Origin of the sequence: Streptomyces lucensis JCM 4490 (assembly GCF_014650035.1) — a bacterium.
Taxonomy (GTDB): Bacteria; Actinomycetota; Actinomycetes; order Streptomycetales; family Streptomycetaceae; genus Streptomyces; species Streptomyces lucensis.
This window is the reverse complement of the sequence record NZ_BMUE01000008.1, coordinates 12,656-32,083: the sequence shown is the minus strand read 5'-3', so window position 1 is coordinate 32,083 and position 19,428 is coordinate 12,656. Positions and strand designations below refer to the sequence as shown.

Annotated in this window: 10 protein-coding genes and 3 pseudogenes; 10 read left to right on the top strand and 3 right to left on the bottom strand. The window is 66.7% G+C overall.

Annotation, left to right across the window (positions count from 1 at the left end; genetic code table 11):
- The first annotated feature begins 200 nt into the window (after positions 1-200).
- Together IE177_RS19210 and IE177_RS19205 are read left to right on the top strand one after the other, a co-directional pair.
- Positions 201-2,921 (top strand): laminin G domain-containing protein, encoded by a 2,721-nt coding sequence (locus IE177_RS19210; protein WP_373305129.1) that lies wholly within the window; start codon positions 201-203, stop codon positions 2,919-2,921.
- Between the two features lie 320 nt (positions 2,922-3,241).
- Positions 3,242-9,649, top strand: coding sequence for an RHS repeat-associated core domain-containing protein (locus tag IE177_RS19205; RefSeq protein ID WP_444545624.1), 6,408 nt, complete (start codon positions 3,242-3,244; stop codon positions 9,647-9,649).
- Between the two features lie 110 nt (positions 9,650-9,759).
- On the opposite strand, the gene IE177_RS19200 is transcribed toward IE177_RS19205, so the two are convergent.
- Together IE177_RS19200 and IE177_RS19195 are read right to left on the bottom strand one after the other, a co-directional pair.
- On the bottom strand, positions 9,760-10,116 hold the full coding sequence (locus tag IE177_RS19200; RefSeq protein ID WP_190016584.1) for a hypothetical protein: 357 nt from the start codon (positions 10,114-10,116) through the stop codon (positions 9,760-9,762).
- 171 nt (positions 10,117-10,287) lie between these two features.
- Positions 10,288-10,533, bottom strand: a pseudogene (locus IE177_RS19195) (transposase); the annotation flags it as partial.
- 103 nt (positions 10,534-10,636) lie between these two features.
- Between IE177_RS19195 and IE177_RS19190 the strand changes: the two are divergent.
- From IE177_RS19190 to IE177_RS19180, 3 genes are read left to right on the top strand one after another with little or no spacing between them, the layout of a single operon-like run.
- The gene (locus IE177_RS19190; protein WP_190016583.1) at positions 10,637-11,488 is read left to right on the top strand and encodes a DUF6083 domain-containing protein; all 852 of its coding nucleotides are present in this window, start codon (positions 10,637-10,639) and stop codon (positions 11,486-11,488) included.
- Positions 11,485-11,958, top strand: coding sequence for a hypothetical protein (locus IE177_RS19185; RefSeq protein ID WP_190016582.1), 474 nt, complete (start codon positions 11,485-11,487; stop codon positions 11,956-11,958). The genes IE177_RS19190 and IE177_RS19185 overlap by 4 nt, the downstream gene beginning before the upstream one ends.
- The gene (locus IE177_RS19180) at positions 11,955-13,574 is read left to right on the top strand and encodes a UvrD-helicase domain-containing protein (protein WP_190016846.1); all 1,620 of its coding nucleotides are present in this window, start codon (positions 11,955-11,957) and stop codon (positions 13,572-13,574) included. Before IE177_RS19185 ends, IE177_RS19180 begins: the two co-directional genes overlap by 4 nt.
- Positions 13,575-14,944: 1,370 nt before the next feature.
- On the opposite strand, the pseudogene IE177_RS19175 reads toward IE177_RS19180, so the two are convergent.
- A pseudogene (locus tag IE177_RS19175) lies at positions 14,945-15,412 on the bottom strand (IS5 family transposase); the annotation flags it as partial.
- A gap of 22 nt (positions 15,413-15,434) precedes the next feature.
- Here IE177_RS19175 and IE177_RS19170 point away from each other — a divergent pair.
- The 5 genes and pseudogenes from IE177_RS19170 (at position 15,435) to IE177_RS19150 (ending at position 19,410) form a co-directional block, all read left to right on the top strand.
- Positions 15,435-16,260 (top strand): annotated as a pseudogene (locus tag IE177_RS19170) (transposase family protein).
- A gap of 151 nt (positions 16,261-16,411) precedes the next feature.
- On the top strand, positions 16,412-16,813 hold the full coding sequence (locus IE177_RS19165) for a hypothetical protein (protein ID WP_190016580.1): 402 nt from the start codon (positions 16,412-16,414) through the stop codon (positions 16,811-16,813).
- Between the two features lie 118 nt (positions 16,814-16,931).
- Positions 16,932-17,219, top strand: a complete 288-nt coding sequence (locus IE177_RS19160; protein ID WP_070201824.1) for a helix-turn-helix domain-containing protein — start codon at positions 16,932-16,934, stop codon at positions 17,217-17,219.
- Complete coding sequence (locus tag IE177_RS19155; RefSeq protein ID WP_190016579.1) at positions 17,216-18,838, top strand: helix-turn-helix domain-containing protein; 1,623 nt, start codon at positions 17,216-17,218, stop codon at positions 18,836-18,838. The genes IE177_RS19160 and IE177_RS19155 overlap by 4 nt, the downstream gene beginning before the upstream one ends.
- Positions 18,838-19,410: a transcriptional regulator gene (locus IE177_RS19150; RefSeq protein WP_070201826.1), complete on the top strand. Its 573-nt coding sequence runs from the start codon at positions 18,838-18,840 to the stop codon at positions 19,408-19,410. The genes IE177_RS19155 and IE177_RS19150 overlap by 1 nt, the downstream gene beginning before the upstream one ends.
- Positions 19,411-19,428 lie beyond the last annotated feature (18 nt).

Genomic DNA, 19,428 nt, shown 5'->3' with positions numbered 1-19,428 from the left:
AGAAGGATCCGTCGCAGCCCGGCGACGGCGACACCACGGCAGTGCTCCCGGTGAAAGTCGATGACGAATCGGTCGCCGTGAAACCGGACTTGGGCCTGCTGCGCGGCAAGCAAACGGTCTACCCCGTCTACATCGATCCCGCGTTCGGCTTGGGCGTGTCGGAGCGCACGAAACTGTCCTCCGACGGCGACAAGTTCTGGATGTTCGACGGCGACAAAGGCGTCGGCAAGTGCGGAAACGCCGACGGCTACTACTGCGGCGGCGGCTACGTCGACCGCATGTACTTCGAGTTCGCACCCACGAAGCTGTCGGGCAAGTACATCCTGGATGCCACCTTCCGGGCGAAGGAGACCTGGTCGTTCAACTGCGACCCGCACTGGGTGGACCTGGTGCGCACCGACAACATCTCCGAGGGCACCCGGTGGCCCGGCCCCAAGCAACTCGACCTGATGGGCGACCGCGACGTAGCGGCGGGACGCGGTGACCTGTGCAGTCCTGACCAGCCCGACAAGTGGATCGAATTCAACGACAGCACGAAGGAATCGGACGAGAACCTCACCAGCACGGTCCGGTCCTTCGCGGACGGCAAGATCAGCCGGCTCACCCTGATGCTGCGCGCCAAGGACGAGGGCGACCCGCGGGCCTGGAAGCGGTTCGACGACAGCGCCGAACTCCAGGTGGTCTTCGCCTACCGGCCGGGTGTGCCCACGGACGTCGGGGTCGTCCCGAACGATCAGGCGTCTGCCTCCTGCCATAAGTCGAGCGATCCGCTCGTGGTGACAGACGACAAGCCGATGGTCCGGGCGAGAGTCCAGACGAAGGTCGAGGCCCATAAGGGCGATGAGGAAGGCGCGTTGCAGGCCGAGTTCGTGGTCGAGCGTGGCGACGACGCGGCGTGGCACCAGGTCTGGAGCGGGCACCGGCCGGACACCGGCTGGGACCCGGACGACACGCTGGAAGACATGCGCACGAGTGAGCGTGCAGACCAGGGCCTGTACCGGTACAGGGCACGGACACAGTCACACTGGTCGTACGGCGGCAGAAGCGGTGATCTTTGGTCACCCTACGGCTCTTGGTGCTACTTCAAGATCGATTCGAAGGCTCCCAAGGCTCCTCGTATCACGGCGCTCGCCCCCTACACACAGTGCGGCCAGATCTGTGAGGGCCACGGCGGACCAGGCGTGCCTGGCTCCTTCACTTTCCAACCCAACACAGCGGACATCACCAACGGACGTACGGACGTCACCGCCTATGAATGGAAGCTGCTGTCCACGCCGGCCCGCAAGGTCACCGGTGGGCTCAAGGCCGACGTCAAGGACGTGAAGCCTCCGCTGTCCGGCACGCAGGTGCTGTCGGTGCGGGCCAAGGACGTCTACAACCGGTGGGGCACGCCCGCAGAGTTCAGTTTCAAGGTGGCTCCGGCGCCCGGCGCGGTGGGGCGCTGGCACTTCGACGACGCCGCTCCCGGCTCGGGAGCGACGGTGGCCAAGGACACCGCCACGGAAGGCACCCGGCACGACGCCGCATTGCAGACGGCGGGTGCGGGCTGGTCCGGCCTGGGCCGCCGCGGCAACGCCGACAACTCGTTGTGGCTCAACGACGGATCAGACGACGCCCAACGCTCCGGCTACGCCGCCACCGCCACGCCGGCGGTGAACACCAAGGACTCCTTCACCGTCTCCTCCTGGGTCTACCTGACCGACGCCTCGCAGACGCATGTAGTGCTGTCCGCGCCAGGCACGAAGGCCTCGGCGTTCACGCTGTACTACTCCGCCAGCTACAAGAAGTGGGTATTCAACCGCGTCGCTACAGACGTCAAAGATGACCCGGTCTATCTGCGGTCGATCGCCGACGCGGGGCCTGTACCGCTGAACACGTGGACGCACCTCGCCGCTGTCTTCGACACCAGGGGTGACAGCGACAAGACCAACGACACCATCCAACTGTTCGTCAACGGCCGCCCGCAGGGCAAACCGGTCGTCCTGAACGCGGTGTCGTCCGCATACCAGCCCTGGACAGCCACAGCAGGTCTTCAGTTCGGCCGTTCGCTGGCCGACGGCACGTGGGGCGAGAACTTCCGCGGCCGTATCGACGAGGTCTCGGTGTGGCAGTACGCGCTCTCCCCGGAGCAGATCGCTCAGGAGGCCGAACTGACACAGGACGGTGTGGCCGCCGACGAACTCGTCGCGTACTGGGACGCCGCTTCCTCGACCGGCACCCAGGTCAAGGAACTCAGCCCCTACCCGGCACCGCCGCTGGCCTTGTCGTCCACCGGTGCGGTCCTCGACGAGGACAACAACGTCCTCCTCCTGGACGGGACGTCCGGCTACGCCTCCGGGACCGGCCCGGTCACCGACGAGACGAGCTCGTTCACCGTCTCCGCCCATGTGAGGCTGGACGCCGGCAAGCTGGCCGACAAGCCCGTCGGATACCAGGCCCAGGTGGCCGGACAGGCCGCCGGCGGCGAGTCTTCGTGGGCGCTGTGGGTGGTCAAGCCCGCAGCCAACACCTACCAATGGAAGTTCACCCGGACCGCTGTCGGCGTGGACGGCAAGGTCAGCCAGAGCGCGGAAGTGGCAGCCGGCGATCTCGCCGAACTGAACACCGGGGTGGACATCACCGGCGTCTACGACGCGCAAGAGACATGGGAATGGACCGACCCGGCCGATCCCTCCAAGACGGAGGATCGCATGGGCCGACTGCACCTGTTCGTGGGCGGGATTGAACAGCCAGGCGAGGACTCCTCCGGGTTCTCCGCGGTCCAGCAGGGCAGCGGCACACTGTCCGCAGGCAGGGGAGCGGGGGGCGGCTCCACGGGGCACTACCTGCCCGGCTCGCTGGAATCCCTGAGGATCTGGGCCGGGGCGATGAGCTTCGAACAGATCCAGTCCCAGGTCCTGGACACTCCCGACAGCGTCTGACGCACGGCCGCTGCATCACGGGGCTCGTCCGCTGGCTGCGGGCCAGCCTCGTGCCAGCACCGTGTGTGTAGGGGGCCGTCTGCCGTCCCCTCCTTCCGTGCCCATCCCTCTTCCTTCTCAACGGCATGCGCCCGGCCCGGACTCGGTCGAGCGCCGCATAGAAAGACTGCAGCATGCATCCCAACGGCATAGCCCGGCCTTTATCGGGCCGTGGCGCCGCGGTCAGAACACGCTGGGCGAGAAGCATGGCCGCAACGGCGAGCCTGGCTCTCCTGCCAGGCCTTCTGGCTCCCATCGCCTTCGCCGCGGACACCGACCCCCTGGGCCGCCCCCACCTACAGCCTCCGCACGCCACCAAGGTCGCTCCCTTCACCGCCAAGGTGAACAAAAAGGCCGCAGCCGAAGTCAAGAAGGCCTCCGCAGCCGACCGCACGGCGGCCGCCCGGGCCCGTCACGACCAGCAGCGCAAGGTGACCTGGCCGACAGCCGGAAAAGCGTCGCTGTCCATCCCCGAGCAGGGCACCGCCAAGGCAGCACCCGGCTCGCTACCGGTGACCATCACAGCTCCCGACACCGGCAAGACAGCCGAATCCATCCGCGTCGAGGTCCTGGACCAAAAGGCAGCCGTAAAGGCCGGCGTCCAGGGAGTACTCCTCAAACTTACAAGCCTCGAAACCGGGGGCAGGGCCCGACTCGGCATCAACTACTCCGCCTTCGCCTCCGCCTACGGCGGAGACTGGGCCGGACGTCTCCACATCGCGCGCCTGCCGGACTGCGCCTTGAACAACCCCTCCGCCGCTAAGTGCCGCAAACGCATCACCCTGGACTCGGCGAACAACCGAGAGAAGGACACCCTCTCGGCACCGGTGAACTTCAACTCCCACAGTAAGCCGATGCTGCTCGCGGTCGCAGCAGGCACGCAGTCGGGAGCCGGCAGCTACAAAGCGACGCCCCTGTCCGCGTCCTCGACGTGGGAAGCCGGCGGCTCCTCCGGATCGTTCACCTGGTCCTACCCCCTGCGGGTCCCTCCGGCCGCGGCCGGACCCCAGCCGGACCTGTCGATCTCGTATAACTCCGGAGCAGTGGACGGCCAGACGGCCAACTCCAACAACCAGGGCAGCCAGATCGGCACCGGCTTCGACCTGACCTCCTCCTACATCGAACGCAAATACGGCTCCTGCGACGACGACGGCCAAGACGGCAAATACGACCTGTGCTGGAAATACGACAACGCCTCACTCGTCCTCGACGGCAAGGCCACCGAACTCGTCAAGGACGACGAGACGGGCAAGTGGCGCCTGAAGGACGACGACGCCTCCACCATCACCCACTCCACCGGCGCCGACAACGGTGACCAAGGCACCACCGGCCTCGACGGTGAAGGCGAATACTGGACCGTCACCACCGGTCAGGGCACCAAATACGTCTTCGGCCTCAACAAGCTCGACGGCGCAGGCGACAAGGACCGAACCAACTCCGTCTGGACCGTCCCCGTCTTCGGTGACGACCCCGTCGAACCAGGCTTCACCGCAGGCAACACCTTCGCCGAACGAGCCAAGAACCAGGCATGGCGCTGGAACCTCGACTACGTCCAGGACACCCACGGCAACGCCATGTCCTACTGGTACGCCGCCGAGCACAACAACTACGACAAACTCGGCGACGACAACACCGGAACCGACTACATCCGCGGCGGCTACCTCAAGGAAATCCGCTACGGCCAGCGCACCGACAACCTCTTCTCCGGTAAGCCGGCCGCCTCGGACAAGGTGGTCTTCAGCTATGGCGAGCGGTGCCTGGCGTCCGGCACCGGCTGTGACTCGCTGACCAAGGACACGCGGGACAACTGGCCGGACGTGCCGTTCGACGCGATCTGCAAAGACGACGACAAGTGCACCGGCAACGTCGGCCCGTCCTTCTTCACCCGCAAGCGGCTGACGACGATCACCACCTACGCCTGGAACGCGTCGGCCTCGACGCCCGATTTCGACCCGGTGGACGTCTGGTCCCTTAAACAGCTCTACCTCGATCCCGGCGACACCGGCGACTCGACCGACCAGTCGCTCTGGCTCGACGAGATCAAACACACCGGCAAACGGGGCACAGACCTGTCCCTGGACCCGGTCAAGTTCGACCACGTGATGCTGCCCAACCGCGTCGACGGCAAGGCTGACGACATCCTGCCGCTGGACAAGCCACGCCTGAAAGCCGTCACCTCCGAGACCGGCGCGCAGACGATCGTCACCTACCTGGACGCCGACTGCACCGCAGCCGGCACCAAACCCAAGGTGGACGAGAACACCAGGCGCTGCTACCCGGTGAACTGGTCACCCAACGGCGAGAAGGACCCAAGGCTCGACTGGTTCCAGAAATACCCGGTCAGCTCGGTGTCCACCACCGACCCTGAGGGTGGTTCCGAAGCCGTACAGCACAGCTACCAGTACACCGGCGGCGGCGCCTGGCACTACGACGACGACCCGATGACGCCCGCAAAGGAGCGCACCTGGTCCATCTGGCGCGGCTACCAGCAGGTCACCCGCCTCACCGGCGTCTCCAACGGCACACGCAGCAAGGAGACCACTCTCTACCTGCGCGGCATGAACGGCGACCGTGTACTCGCCTCCGACGGCAAGACGCCCGAGAAGGACAAGCGCAAGACCGTCACCGTCTCCGGCATCAAGGCCGGCGAGATCACAGACTCCGAGCAGTACGCAGGCTTCACCCGTGAGTCGGTGACCTACAACGGCGACACAGAGGTCGGCGGAACGATCAACGACCCGTGGTCGAAGCGGACGGCGACCCAGCACAAGTCATACGCGGACACCGAGGCGTACTACGTGCGCACCGCCGCCACCCGCACCCGCACCCACATCACCAGCAAGCTCACCCCCTACGACCGGGTGCACACGGTGAAGACGACCTACGACGACTACGGCATGGCCGCAACCGTCGAGGACGCCGGCGACGACGCGGTACAGGACGACGACAAGTGCACCCGCACCTGGTACGCCCGCAACGACGACACGGGCATCAACTCGCTCGTCTCGCGGACCCGAACCGTGGCCGCCTCCTGCGCCACCACGGACTCGACGCTCAACCTGCCCGCCGATTCCAAGCACGCCGGCGACATCATCGCCGACACCGCCACGGTCTACGACGACACGACGGCCACCACCTGGTCGGCAACTCAGAAGCCGTCCAAGGGCGATCCGACCTGGACGGGACGCGCCAAGGGCTATGGCAGCGACAACGCCCCTGTCTGGCAGAAGGTGTCCAGGACAACGTACGACGCCCTCGGACGCCCGAAGGTCGTCAGGGATACCAATGACCTCCCGGTGTCCTCGACCACCTACCAGCCATCGGACTCCGGTCCGCTGACATCGACGAGCGTCGAGAACGCCAAGACCCACAAGACCACCGCAGCTTTGGACTTCGCGACCGGTGCCACTCTGAAGACCACCGACCCCAATGGGAAAGTCACCGAGAGCGAATACGACAGCCTCGGCCGCATCACCAAGGTCTGGCTGCCCAACCGGCTCAAAGCGCTGAACAAGACGCCGAACCACGTCTACGCCTACCACGTCACCAGCGCAGACATGTCGTGGGTTTCAACCGCAACCCTCAAGAACGACGGCTCCGGTTACAACACCACCTACGAGTTCTACGACTCGCTGCTGCGCTCGCGTCAGGTGCAGAGCCCCACACCGCAGGGCGGCCGCCTCATCGCGCTGACGCTCTACGACACCCGAGGACTCGCAGTCAGCCAGCAGTCCGACATCTGGGACAGCACCTCACCACCCAGTTCGAAAGCCGCGGAAATCTCCGGCGGCCAGGCCCCTACCCAGACGGACACCACCTACGACGGCGCAGGCCGGCCGACGAAGGCGGTCACGAAGATCCACGGCGTCACCCGATGGACGACCGACACCGCCTACTCCGGGGACACCGTCGCCACTAGCGCCCCGATCGGCGGTCAGGCGACCGCCGTGGTCACCAATGCGCTGGGCCAGACGACTCAGCGCCGCGAGTACGCCGGCCCGACACCGACCGGCACCGACTTCACAACCACCGACTACACCTACACCCCCGCCGGACAGCAGGAAACGGTCACCGGCCCCGACCACACCAAGTGGTCATACACCTACGACCTCTTCGGCAGGCAGGTGACGGCGACTGACCCCGACAAGGGCAAGACGGCAACGGCATACAACGACCTCGACCAGGTCGTCAGCACCACACCGAACGACGAAGCGCCGAAGAAGCTGCTGTATGAGTACGACCAGCTCGGCCGTAAGACGGGCATGTGGCAGGCCGACAAGAGTGACGCCAACAAGCTCGCCGCCTGGAGCTTCGACGAGCTCGCCAAAGGACAACAGGACACCGCCACCCGTTACGACGGCGGCGTAACCGGAAAGGCCTACACCGAGAAGGTCACCGGGTACGACTCCATGTACCGCGTGACCGGAAGCCAGCTGATCCTGCCCGACACCGAGCCCCTTGTCACGGGCCACTACGTGCCCCAGACTCTGTCGTTCACCACGGGCTACAACCTGGACGGCTCGATCAGCCAGTACTCCGCTCCGGCCGTCGGCGGCCTGCCCGCGGAAGGTGTCTCCTACACCTATAACGCCTTCGGTCAGCAACTGACCGCGAAGGGAACCACAGGCTACCTGCAGGGCGCCGCTTTCTCCCCTCAGGGCGATCTGCGCCAGCTCACCCTCGGCACGGACGGCGCTTCCTCGGCGAAGAAGGCGTATCTCACCTACGACTATGAAGAGGGGACCCGCCGCCTCACCCGCTCCTACGTCACCGACGACGTGCACGGCTACATGCCCCAGGAACTGAAGTTCACCCAGGACGACGCTGGCAACGTCACTTCCATCTTCGACGCCGCCACGCAGGGCGGCACCACCAAGCCCGACTACCAGTGCTTCGCCTACGACGGCAACCGACGCATGACCGAAGCCTGGACCCCGAAGACCGCGGACTGCGCCACATCCGGCCGCACGAGCGCCAACCTCGACGGCGCAGCCCCGTATTGGACGTCGTATACCTACACCGACGCCGGCCAGCGCCGGACCGAAACCCATCACCTGGCGTCGGGCGACAAGTCGACGGCGTACACCTACAACGACACCACCACCGACAGCAAACCGCACACCCTCGACAAGACGACAGGCGCCCGCGCGGCGACCTACTCCCACGACTCGAGCGGCAACACCACCTCACGCCCCGGCCCGCCGGACCCCAAGACGCAGTCAGCAACTCAGCAGCGGCTTGCCTGGAACACCGAAGGTGACCTGACCAAGCTCACCGAGGGCACTAAGGAGACCAGCTACCTCTACGACGCCAGCGGCGAACTGCTGATCCGCCGCGCCAAGGGCGACGGCGAAACAGTCCTCTACCTCGGCGCAGGCACAGAACTGCACCTCACGACCAAGGGCACCACGAAGACCGTCTCCGGAACCCGCTACTACACGGCGAACGGCCAGACTATCGCCGTCCGCACGGGTACCTCCGAAGCCTCGGGCACGGAGCTCAGCTTCCTGTTCGCCGACCACCACGGCACCTCCAGCATCGCCCTCGACTTAGGCACTTACGCCGTCACCAAGCGCTACAGCACCCCCTTCGGCGCTCAACGCGGGATCAACCCCACGTCCTGGCCCGACGACAAGGCCTTCCTCGGTAAACCCGCTGATGACTCAACTGGCCTGACTCACGTCGGCGCGCGCGAATACGACCCTACGATCGGACAATTCGTCAGCGTCGACCCACTTCTGAACGTGCAGGAACATCAGTCCCTGAACGGCTACGCATACGGCAACAACAATCCCGCCACCCTCTCGGACCCGGGCGGCACCGACCCGTGCGGCGGACTCAAGTGCGGCCATGGAGGCGACAAGTGCAGTGACCCTGACATCTACTGTGGGGCCTCCAAGTCGGACGGCACTGCCGACACCTCGGGCGATTGGTTTGGCGGAGGAGGAGCCGCCAACAACGGCAGAGCCGGTAGGACAAGTAGCGGGGGAGGTACCCTCGGTACCACTGACTCGGGGACTGGCGTAGTAGCCGGCCCATCCGACAGTGTTCAAAACACTGGCGGTGGGATGACGGGAGCTGGGCACGGTGGGAACGGGGACTTCGGTAACTTCTTCTTCGGGCTAGGTCGTCCTTTTGCTCAGGGTCTCGACCTCGCTAGCGTGTTCTTCACACCCGCGTGCGTGGTTGAACATGCATGCCTTACCAAGAAGTATGATGAATGGGGTGCCAAGCGCGGCTGGAGTGCTGATTCAACCCTGGCTCGAATAGGTTCTTCCCTTCCCTTCTTCGGTAGAGGGCGCAGTGCAGGTGAGCGTCCGGTCCTCGCAGCTGAGCGCCCGCCTGTATCGATACCTCGCGGTCCTGGCTTCAGGACGCCGGCGGAGGCGAGAATAAGTCCTAACGACGCTCGAAGAATTCAGAATGCCGCGGATAAGTCTGGTTATCCTGTCGTAGTGGTCGGAAGTCGGGCAGGCGGAATTGCTCACGCTTCATCAGACTGGGACTATATTCTGTATGGTCCAGCGAAGGCGCGGAACCGGATCAAGAACTCTCTCCCTCGGGGGACGGGTGACGGCGAAGGAAGCGGGCGAGGCCGGGATTTCTGGCAAGGCAACAATTCGGCTGCCTGGAGGACCTACACTGAACTGGACACCAAGCTGCCTTATGTAGTCTTCAGTCCAAGGTAGGAGTGGATAAGGGGGGGGCGGCTCCGGTGCTCTCTGAGTATCGGAGCCGCCCGTATCTCCGAATACCTATAAATCAGCCTCGCGTGCACAGTTCGGCTGTCGTTGGCCCGCTATGCTGTACGGCAGGAATGAGTGCCGCCTCCGTCGTTGTTTCCTTTGAGGAGCGATGGCATAATGCTGACATGAGCAGCGGAGAAGTGAACGATGTGCAGCAATGGGGGCGATCCCTGTTCGAGCGGCAGCAGCAGCCGGTGGAATGGGCGGGACGTATTCTCGAGGTTGCTGCGCTCGCTCTGGGTAGCACCCCAGAAATTCAAGTCGCTCTGCAGGTGGCGGCCGATCAGAAACAGTGGGATCGCGGCCGAGAGGTATTCGAGCTCGTCCGCCGGAGGAGCCTCAACTGCAAAAGCAATCCGACGGAACAGCTTCTTTTTCGACTCGCTGAACTGGTTGGAAAGCTCGCACACAACTCCGCAGGGTCGCCTCCATACTTCGATTATCACGCGGGTTGGCAAATTGGACCCATCGCGTATAACCTCGCATGCGAGATGCAGGACTCAACGCTTCGGAACAGGCTCGCAGCCGTGCTGGGGGACTGGCCGTCCGCAGAACCCGGAAGTGCTTCTTAAGACCGTGTCCTACGTGGTGAGGCGGATGAGTCGTTTGTAGCAGCAGAGGGCGGCGGCGAGGCCGAGAAAGGCCAGGTAGTTGCGGGGATCGCGCTCGTACCGGGGGCTGAGTCGGCGGTAGCCGGACAGCCACGACATGGTGCGCTCGATGACCCAGCGGCGGCGGCCCAATCGTCCACTGGGCTCGATGCCTTTGCGTGCGATCCGTACTCCGATGCGTTTGCCACGTAACCATTTCCGCAGGTCGGCGCGGTCGGGATCGCTCACTCGTGCGGGCGTTCCCGGGATTGCGCCATCCGCAGGACACCGTGAGCAGCCGTCCCGGTGCGGCGGCGCGCCGCCTGGCACCTTCACCGCCATGTGCCCCAACTCCACCTCCACCGCATGCCGCTGGGACGGCAGCCCCCGCGACACCCGGCCCCGACGCCCGCTGCGCGTGGCCGCCACCAGCCCCAGCCGCCTGCTGCGCACCGGCCAGAGCAGCCGCTGCCGCGCGTGCGGCAACCCCATCGACTTCTACCAGCGCACAGACCAGCGCCCCATCGCCCTGCACCCCGCCGAACTGGCCGCTGCCCTCGTCCCTGTTTCCTGCCGCTGGCACCTGAGCTGCGGCATCGCCCACCCGCACGGTGACGGCAGCGCCTGGTGCCCCATCCCGCACGCCGTGCTCTGCCCGGCCCGCATCCCGACGCTCCGCCTGACCTCCCACGTCGAGGAGATGCGCCGCCGACTCGGCGTCCGATCCCGCCGCCTGATCGACTCAGGGGTTTTCGCCCCGGCCGCGCCGCCCCCGCCCGAGCCGGACGCCAGCAGCGCCCGGCCTGCCCGCCCCGTCGTACAGCTGCTGCTGGGCCGCTATCTCGCCGACCGGCCGATCGAGGACATTCGGTGTGTGGCCCAGACCCGGCACCGCCGCCGCTGTCCGCTGCCCGTACTGGCTCCCGGCACCCCCAAAGGGATCTGGAAGCTCCTGCCCGCCGGCCCCCAGCGCGGCCAACTCACCCTGCCCACCGGACCGATGGCCGTCTACGACCTCAGCCGCCTGCCGTACGGCGAGCAGCTGCGCTGGCGCACCCAGCACTGCCCCGCCCATACCGCAGCGCCGAACGCCGCCGACCTCGCCCTGGCCGGATGGCAGGTCTTCGACCCCCTCCTGCACGCAGCACACATCCGCACCCGCCTCCCGCATGCCCCCGGCGACCAGGCGTGACGATGGCGCACCACGCCCTGGAAATCACCCTGACCCGGCCCCTCACCACGGCCGAACTTCAACACGCCGCCCGCACGATGCGGCTCGCCCCCGACCGCGACGCCACCCGGCTCATGACCGTCGTACGCGCCACGACCCCTCGAAAGGCCATCACCCGACTGCGCCGCCAGATCGGCACACGGCTGCCCGTCGACGTCATCACCACGCACTACCCCGACCGAAGCGGCAAGATCCTCCTCAATGTGGCCTTCGCGTCCGCCGCACACACCGCAGCGGCCGACCGAGCAGCACAAACACCCCAGCGCTTCCTGGAGCTGGCCGTTCACCAGGACCTTGCCCAGCACGCCGCCGCCGAGGCCGACCGCCTCGAACGAGCCCTGCAGCACCTGCTTGCCCACACCACCCCAGTCCATCTCATCGCGGCCGTCGGGCACTGCCTGACCCGCACCTCCGGAGCCGCGCCGTGCTGAACCCGACCGACGAACAGGCCGCCGCAGCCGACGCCTTCCATGCTGGCGAACACCTGTCCCTGCTAGCCGGCGCGGGCACCGGCAAGACCACCACCCTGACCCAGCTCGCCCACGCCACCCAGCGCCGCGGCCGCTACCTCGCCTACAACCGGGCCATCGCCCAGGACGCCACCAGGCGCTTCCCCAGAAGCGTCCTGTGCAAGACCGCCCACGCCCTGGCCTACGCCGCCGTCGGCCACCGCTACACCAGCCGCCTGGGCGCCCCCCGCCGCCCCGCCTGGCAGACCGGCCAAGCGCTCGGCATCACCAAAGCCATCCGCGTCGGCGAACGCGATCTGTCCCAAAAGACCCTCTCCTATGTCACCCTGCGCACCGTGGCCCGCTTCTGCCACACCGCCGACGCGACGATCACCCGCCACCACGTCCCCCACCTGCGCGGCCTGGAAGAGCCCAGCCTGCACGCGCAACTCGCCGCCCACCTCGTCCCGTTCGCCCGCAAGGCATGGCTGGATCTGCAGCACCCCGACGACGGCGCCGTCCGCTTCGACCACGACCACTACCTCAAGATCTGGGCCCTCACCCAGCCGAAGATCGACGCCGACTTCCTGCTCCTCGACGAGGCCCAGGACACCAACCCCGTCGTCGAGAAGATCTTTCTCGCCCAACGCGACCACGCCCAGCTGGTCATGGTCGGCGACTCCGCCCAGGCCATCTACCACTGGCGCGGCGCCAAAGACGTCATGGCCGGCTTCGACGGCACCCGGCTCGCCCTGTCCCGCTCCTTCCGTTTCGGCCCCCGCCTCGCCGAGGAAGCCAACCGCTGGCTGCACCTGGCCGACGCCCCCATCCGTCTCGCCGGCGCCGACACCGTGCCCACCGAACTCGGCCCCGTAACCCGGCCCGACGCGGTCCTGTGCCGCACCAACGTCGGCGCCATGGCCCAGGTCATGGAGTTGCTGTCCGACGGACACCGGGTCGCGCTGGCCGGGGGAGGAGACAGCCTGCGCGCTCTGGCCCTGGCAGCCCGCGACCTCAAAGAAGGACAGCGCACCACCCACCCAGAACTGGTGCTGTTCACCACCTGGGGCGATCTGCAGGACTACGCCGCCTACGACCCCGCCGGCCGCGATCTGCAACCGCTGGTCGACTTGGTCGACACCCACGGCGCGGACGCCATCCTGGCCGCCGTGGCCCATCTCGCGCCCGAAGACCAGGCCGAGGTAACCGTCTCCACCGCGCACAAGGCCAAAGGCCGGGAATGGGCACAGGTGAAGATCGCCGACGACTTCACCCCACCCTCCGACGGGCCGCCGGACGGCACGGGGCAGGCAACCGTCCGCCGGATCGACGACAAGGAGGCGCGCTTGGCCTACGTAGCCATCACCCGTACCCGGCGCTGCCTCGACATCGGCGGCCTATCCTGGATCAACGAGCATCCGGAGGAGCACCGGCCGGTCCTCAGCCACCGCGGTGATGCCCAGGGCGGTTCCGAGCGTTCGGAGCCTACGCCGGGAAGATGCACGGGGAGCAGCGGTACGGAACGCAAGGGACGGGCGGCTGCCTCTGTCGGTGACGGCGCATGCGAGAAAGTCCTCAATGGGCCCTGTGCATCATGAAAAATGCGCGTCAGATGGCCTGGTTTGCGTAGGCGTCGGGAGGCTCGGGTAGGTCCGGGGCGGTAGTCCACCGACAAGGTCATCCGTCCGCGATGCCCCCTGTGAGCTGACCGCGCGCGGTGAACGGGTCGCTGAGAGGTGAGGATGGCTACCCCGGCCCGTTGTCAGTGCCCGCCCGTAGCCTCGTAGAGGCAATCGTGCTGAAGGGGGCCCCATGACAGTCCGACCCTGTTCCAGGTGTGGCAAGAATGAGAGTGCCAATCGCAAAGGCAAGCCAGGACGCTGTGTTGAGTGTATCGATGCGATCTACCGTGCACTCAAGGTAGATCCAGAGGGGACGTTTGTATCTCCTGGGGCCCCGAGGAACTACCGGTGCCAGACCTGTGGCAGGCCCGGGGTGATTCCGTACAAGGAGATCCAATCGCGAAGTGTTGAACTCTGCGACTGGTGCGTCGGTCGCCGCATGTATGAGGACGGTCTGGCGCGGGACCCAGAGCACTGGCTGATGGACCAGAGCGACGTGGACCGAATGGTCCGCGAAGCAGGTTTTGAGATGGTGGATGGGTCTGGGAGGACGCTTCCCGAGAGTCAAATGGTCAGCCGTATCGGGGAAGTTTGGGAGTCGATCGATGTCGTGTGCGTACTCTGTGCTGCGCCGAACACCTTCAACGCCGTCCATATACTTTCGAGTTCGAGTAAGCCATGGACGCATTGCTATGCATGCTTCACGTCAAAGTTCGCTGGTTGGCAAAACGAGTTCTATGGCAAGTTCGCACTGTGCTGAGCCCGACTGTGGTGCAAGCAGGAAGGTCTCCATCTGCGCGCTCGCTGCTGGCGCCCCTCCTTGCTTGCGGTGCGCAGAGGGGATCGACCCGGATCTCCCTCACTGGGTATATCTGATCCACTTTCTATCCCTTGGGCTGATCAAGGTCGGAATCACGCATAGTGAGCCGAGGGTGTATGACCGCGTCGCTGCCCACATCTCTCGGGGCGGTGTCCTGATTGATCGGTGCCTCGTTCCGAATCGGGAGGCCGCTCGCACTGTCGAAGATTGTGTATTGGAGTCGATGCGCCAGCACCTACGCTCTGGAGATCCGAGAGACTTCCCTCAAGGAGGGTGGACTGAGACCTGGATCGACAGTGCTCCCTCCTTGGACCTCGGCGCGATGATTGATGAAATCGCTATCCAGAAGGCCCCTGGATTCGATCGAGGGTCAAGGGTGGAAGACTCCCCTTCATCGCCGGCAGTGGACGGCAGCATGCACGGTAGGTTCGTGTTCTCTGAGGAGGTTTTGGAGAGTGGAGAGGTCACTCATACCGTGACCTTTGTTCATCCACTGCTTGAGCGATGAATTTCTGTCTTACAGCGCCTAACGCAATGCGCCGATTTGTCGGTGGGTAATCAGGCAGCAGGCGAGTTTGAGGAACGCTTCGTGCATGTCGGTCCTGCGTTCCCAGCGGATGCCTAGACGGCGGAAGCCGTGGAGCCAGGCGAAGGTCCGCTCGATCACCCAGCGGTAGGTGCCCAGGCCGGTGCCGTGCCGGGTCCCGCGGCGGGCGATGGCCGGCACGATGCCGCGAGCGCGGACCTGGTCGCGGTAGATGTCGTGGTCGTAGCCGCGGTCGGCGAAGAGGGAGTCGGGCTTGCGGCGGGGCCGTCCGACACGGCCGCGGACCGGTGGGATTGCATCGAGCAGGGGCAGGAGCTGGGTGACGTCGTTGCGGTTGCCGCCGGTCAGCAGGACCGCGAGCGGCGTGCCGTGCCCGTCGGTGATCACATGGTGTTTCGAGCCGGCCCGCCCCCGGTCGACCGGTGAGGGGCCCGTGTGCTGCTCCCCCTCGGCGGCAGTTGAGTTTGGTGTGAAGAAAAACAACCATCCCGTCGAGGACCCTGACGGCCTTGTCTACACTGCCCGCCTGCCGCTGTCGAGTGCCACCTGAACTGGCTCGCCGATCTGATACGCGGCCACTGCAAGAAGATCAGGTCACGGTGGCGGGCCCCTCGGGGAAGATCGCCGCCATCGTGCTCGCGGTACTGCGCTGTGACCAGCGGCCGGGCGACCTGGCCGGCGGCAACGGGATACACCGCACCACCGTGACCCGGTGGGTGCGGGAAGTCATCGGCCTGCTGGCGGCCCGCGCCCCGCGCCTGGACCGCGCCCTCAAAAAGATCGCCTACAAGGGTGGCGGGGTGGTGCTGTTGGACGGCACGCTGATTCGCACCCGGCGGCGCACAGGTAAAGAGAACCGGAAGAACTACTCCGGCAAGAGCAAATGCCATGGCCTGCTCGTCATCGCGCTCACCGACGACCGCGGCCGACTGCTCTGGGTCTCGGCGGCCCGGCCCGGACGCACCTCGGAGATCACCGCCTGCCGCCACGACCAGCTCACCGCCAAGCTGCGGGCGGCCGGCCTCGGCGCCATCGCCGACCTGGGCTTCGTCGGGCTCGACGACAGCAGTCCCGACGCCGACCTGGCGGTGATCACCGGCTACAAGGCCGCCCGGAACCGGCCCCTGACCCGCGGCCAGAAGCTGTCGAACACCGCACTGGCAGCGGTCCGGGCACCGGTGGAGCACGGCTTCGCCCACCTCAAGAACTGGCGCGTGCTCGGCAAGGTCCGCACCGACCCGACGTGGGCGACCGCCCTGGTCAGGTCCCTGCTCGTCCTCAAAGTTTCCCGGTGACCCGACGATCTTCACCGAAGTCATCCACCCACGACCACCACGAGCATCCCGAACCCCGCAAACACCAGGCCCGTGACCAGCAACTTCACGATGCACAGTGCTCAATGGCAGCCCGCTGTCCACAGGAGGCCCCCGGCAGGCTTCTTGAGCTATGGACATCAGCTCGCCGGGCATCGCACGGCACAACAAGAAGACGCCGCGCCGCGAACGCCACGACGCCCTCCTCCAGCCCGAGGAGCGCACCGAGTTCGCGGCCCGGTTCGCGGCCGGCCACCAGGCGCAGATGGCGCTCCTCCTGGCCCACTACGCTGGCAACGCCTCCCTGGTCGCCGCGCTCTTGGGCACTGGAGTGCGTACGGTGCGCCGCCACTGCCGTGGGTGGCCGCCACCGCCCGGGCTCCGGCTGCGCCGGGCCCTGCGCCGCCGTGTCGTGGACCTCGTGTGCCCGCGGTGCCTGTCCGATCGTGCGGTGGAACAGGCGCGCCAGGCGAATCGGGAAGCCCGGCGCGCGACCCGACGGCTTCCGCGTGATCCCGGCGGCGTGGATCGCTGACACACCGGGTGCCCGAGAACCTTCAGCTCCCTCAGAACTCTGAAAGCTTTTCTGCATTAGTGATAGTGAAAAGCTGATGTAGATGCGGAAGTTGCATGGATTCAGGTAGGATGGTGGCATGGGATTGCGCTTGGAGGAGTCGCTGCGGCTGACGGTGGCCGCGTTGATGCAGGTAACGGGTGAATCGCAGCGGTCGGTCGCGGGGGTGCTGGGACTGACGCAGACACAGGTGTCGCGCCGGCAGTCAGGCGCCATCTCCTGGAGCCTGCGCGACGTCGACGTCCTGGCCGAGCACTACGGCATCGGCGCGCTGGACCTCCTGGCGGGTCCGACCAGAGCATGCGAGGCGCTGCCCGCAGACAGGCGCCGTACCGTGCGGACCGAAGCAAGGGGGACGGGCCGGTGAGCGACTTCGACGCGATCGACTCGCTGCTTGACGCCGTCGGCCCCCAGGCCGAACTCCCGCCCTGCCACGTGCGCCGCGAGCTGCGGGAGCGGGCTCGGCTGTCCAAGGCACAGGTGGCACGCGCGCTCGGCGTGAGCCCCTCAACCCTCAGCGGGTGGGAAAGCGGCCGGGACCCGACCGGCGAGATCCGCACCAAATACGCCTACCTGCTGGACGGACTGAACGCCAAGCTCGCCACCGAGACCGAGACCGAGACCGAGACCGAGACCGAGACCGAGACCGAGACCGAGACCGAGACCGAGACCGAGACCGAGACGGCGCCGGCTGCGGAGCAGCCCGTCACGTCAGGCACGGCCGCGACTGTCACCCCTTTGTCTTCGCCCGACCTCGGCCAGGACGAGGACGGGGACGATGTGGAGCTGCTCGTCGCCCCCGAGCCCTGTGTGCTGTGCGGCCATCCCGCCGGACAACGCGTGGCGGGGTTCGCTCAGCACTTGACCCCGGCCGACTGCCGGCCCACCGCCACCGGGGCCCCAGCTGCCCCACCAGCCGGACAGCCCACCGCGCACACCTCGAAAGCGCCGCTGCGCACGACACGTCCGGCACGTGCGACGGAGCGTTCCAAGGGCCCGGCCCGCCACACGTTCCAGGAGACGTCCGGCCCGGTCGACCTGATCCGCGAGGCCGTGCAGGGTGCGCTTGCCGAGCACCGGGGCGACGTCGACGCAGCCACGGCGGCGCTGGTGAAGCGGGCCATCCCGGACGCGATGCGACTGCTGGACGAGACCCGTAAGGGCGCCCGCTACGACGTGATCGCGCACCCCTGGATCCCCGACATCCTCAAGAAGCAGACCGCGCGCGGCGCGGACCAGATCTGGGAAGCCCGCCCCAAGTGGACCCGCCACGAACTCCCGCCCGGCCGGCATCAGGTGACCGCGCTCGACATCAACGGCGCCTACCTCTCCGCCCTCAAGACGCACCTCCCCCTGGGCCAGCTCGAGCACTCCACCGGCCTCGCCCACGACCGCCGCCGCTCCGGAGTCCACCTGATCACCCCGCCCGAGTGGGAGCACGAGGCGGTGCTGCCCAACCCGATCGGCCAGCGGGACGAGCCCGGCCCCCTGTGGGTCACCGAGCCGACGCTCCGCCTCCTGCTGCGCCTGTCCGGCCCCAAGCACCAGCTGTGCGAGCCTCCTCAGATCCACGAGTCGTACACCTCCGGGGCCACGGAGAACCTGCTGGAGAAGTTCCGTATCGCCCTGAAGGAAGCCCGCGACACGGCGATCGAGCAGGGCGACAGGGTGACGCTGGAGTACGTGAAGGCGATGTACTCGAAGTTCGTCTCCACCATGGGGGAGTCGAACTACAACCGGGAGCTCTACCGCCCGGACTGGATGCACCTCATCCGCAGCCAGGCCTTCGCCAACCTCTGGCTCAAGGCACTCAAGGCCCATGACGCGGGCCTGGCCGTCGTCCGGGCGATGGGCACCGACGAACTCCACGTCATCGGTGACTGGCGCCGTGTCTTCGCCGAAGGCCGAGCTGTTACCGAGGTCAAGGTCAAGGACACGTACACCGCCGGAACCGACGACGCTGAGCACGAAGGCGAGGGGGAGTAGTGCCGGAGAAGAACATCGACTTCGGGAGGTTCGGCGCCCGGGGCATCAAGGGCAGCGACGCCGTCGCGCGCAAACTCGATGAACTCGCGGGCGGCATCGCCACTCCCGTGACCGCCAAGCGCGGCTGGATGGCGCGCCTGCACTACCTGACGAAGTCGACCCAGACCCTGAAGGCCGCGCAGGACGCCGGACTCACCGTAACCCACCGGACGCTGAAGGCCTGGCTGGAGGGCAAACGCCGCCCCTCCAAGACCAGCCTGGAACGCATCGACCAGGCGTACCGGACGGTGCGCCGACACAACGTCGCCCGCCATCTCCTCAGACGCCTCAACCGCGACGGACGCGGCACCCGGGTGGAGATCCACCCGCTCAACCAGTCCCAGGTGCCGCAGCAGCTGCAGCGCGTGGTGGAGTACCGGACGATGAACGTGCGCCGCTGGGACCGCATCGTCGGCTCCTGGGCGGCCGGCGACCATCAGGGCCTCGACGCCGCGTGGCAGGACACGATCGTCGACCTTGGCTCGCAGTGGGGCCAGTACGAGTACGTCACCAACGTCGGCTTCGCCGCATAGAACCGGCGCCGAAACGTG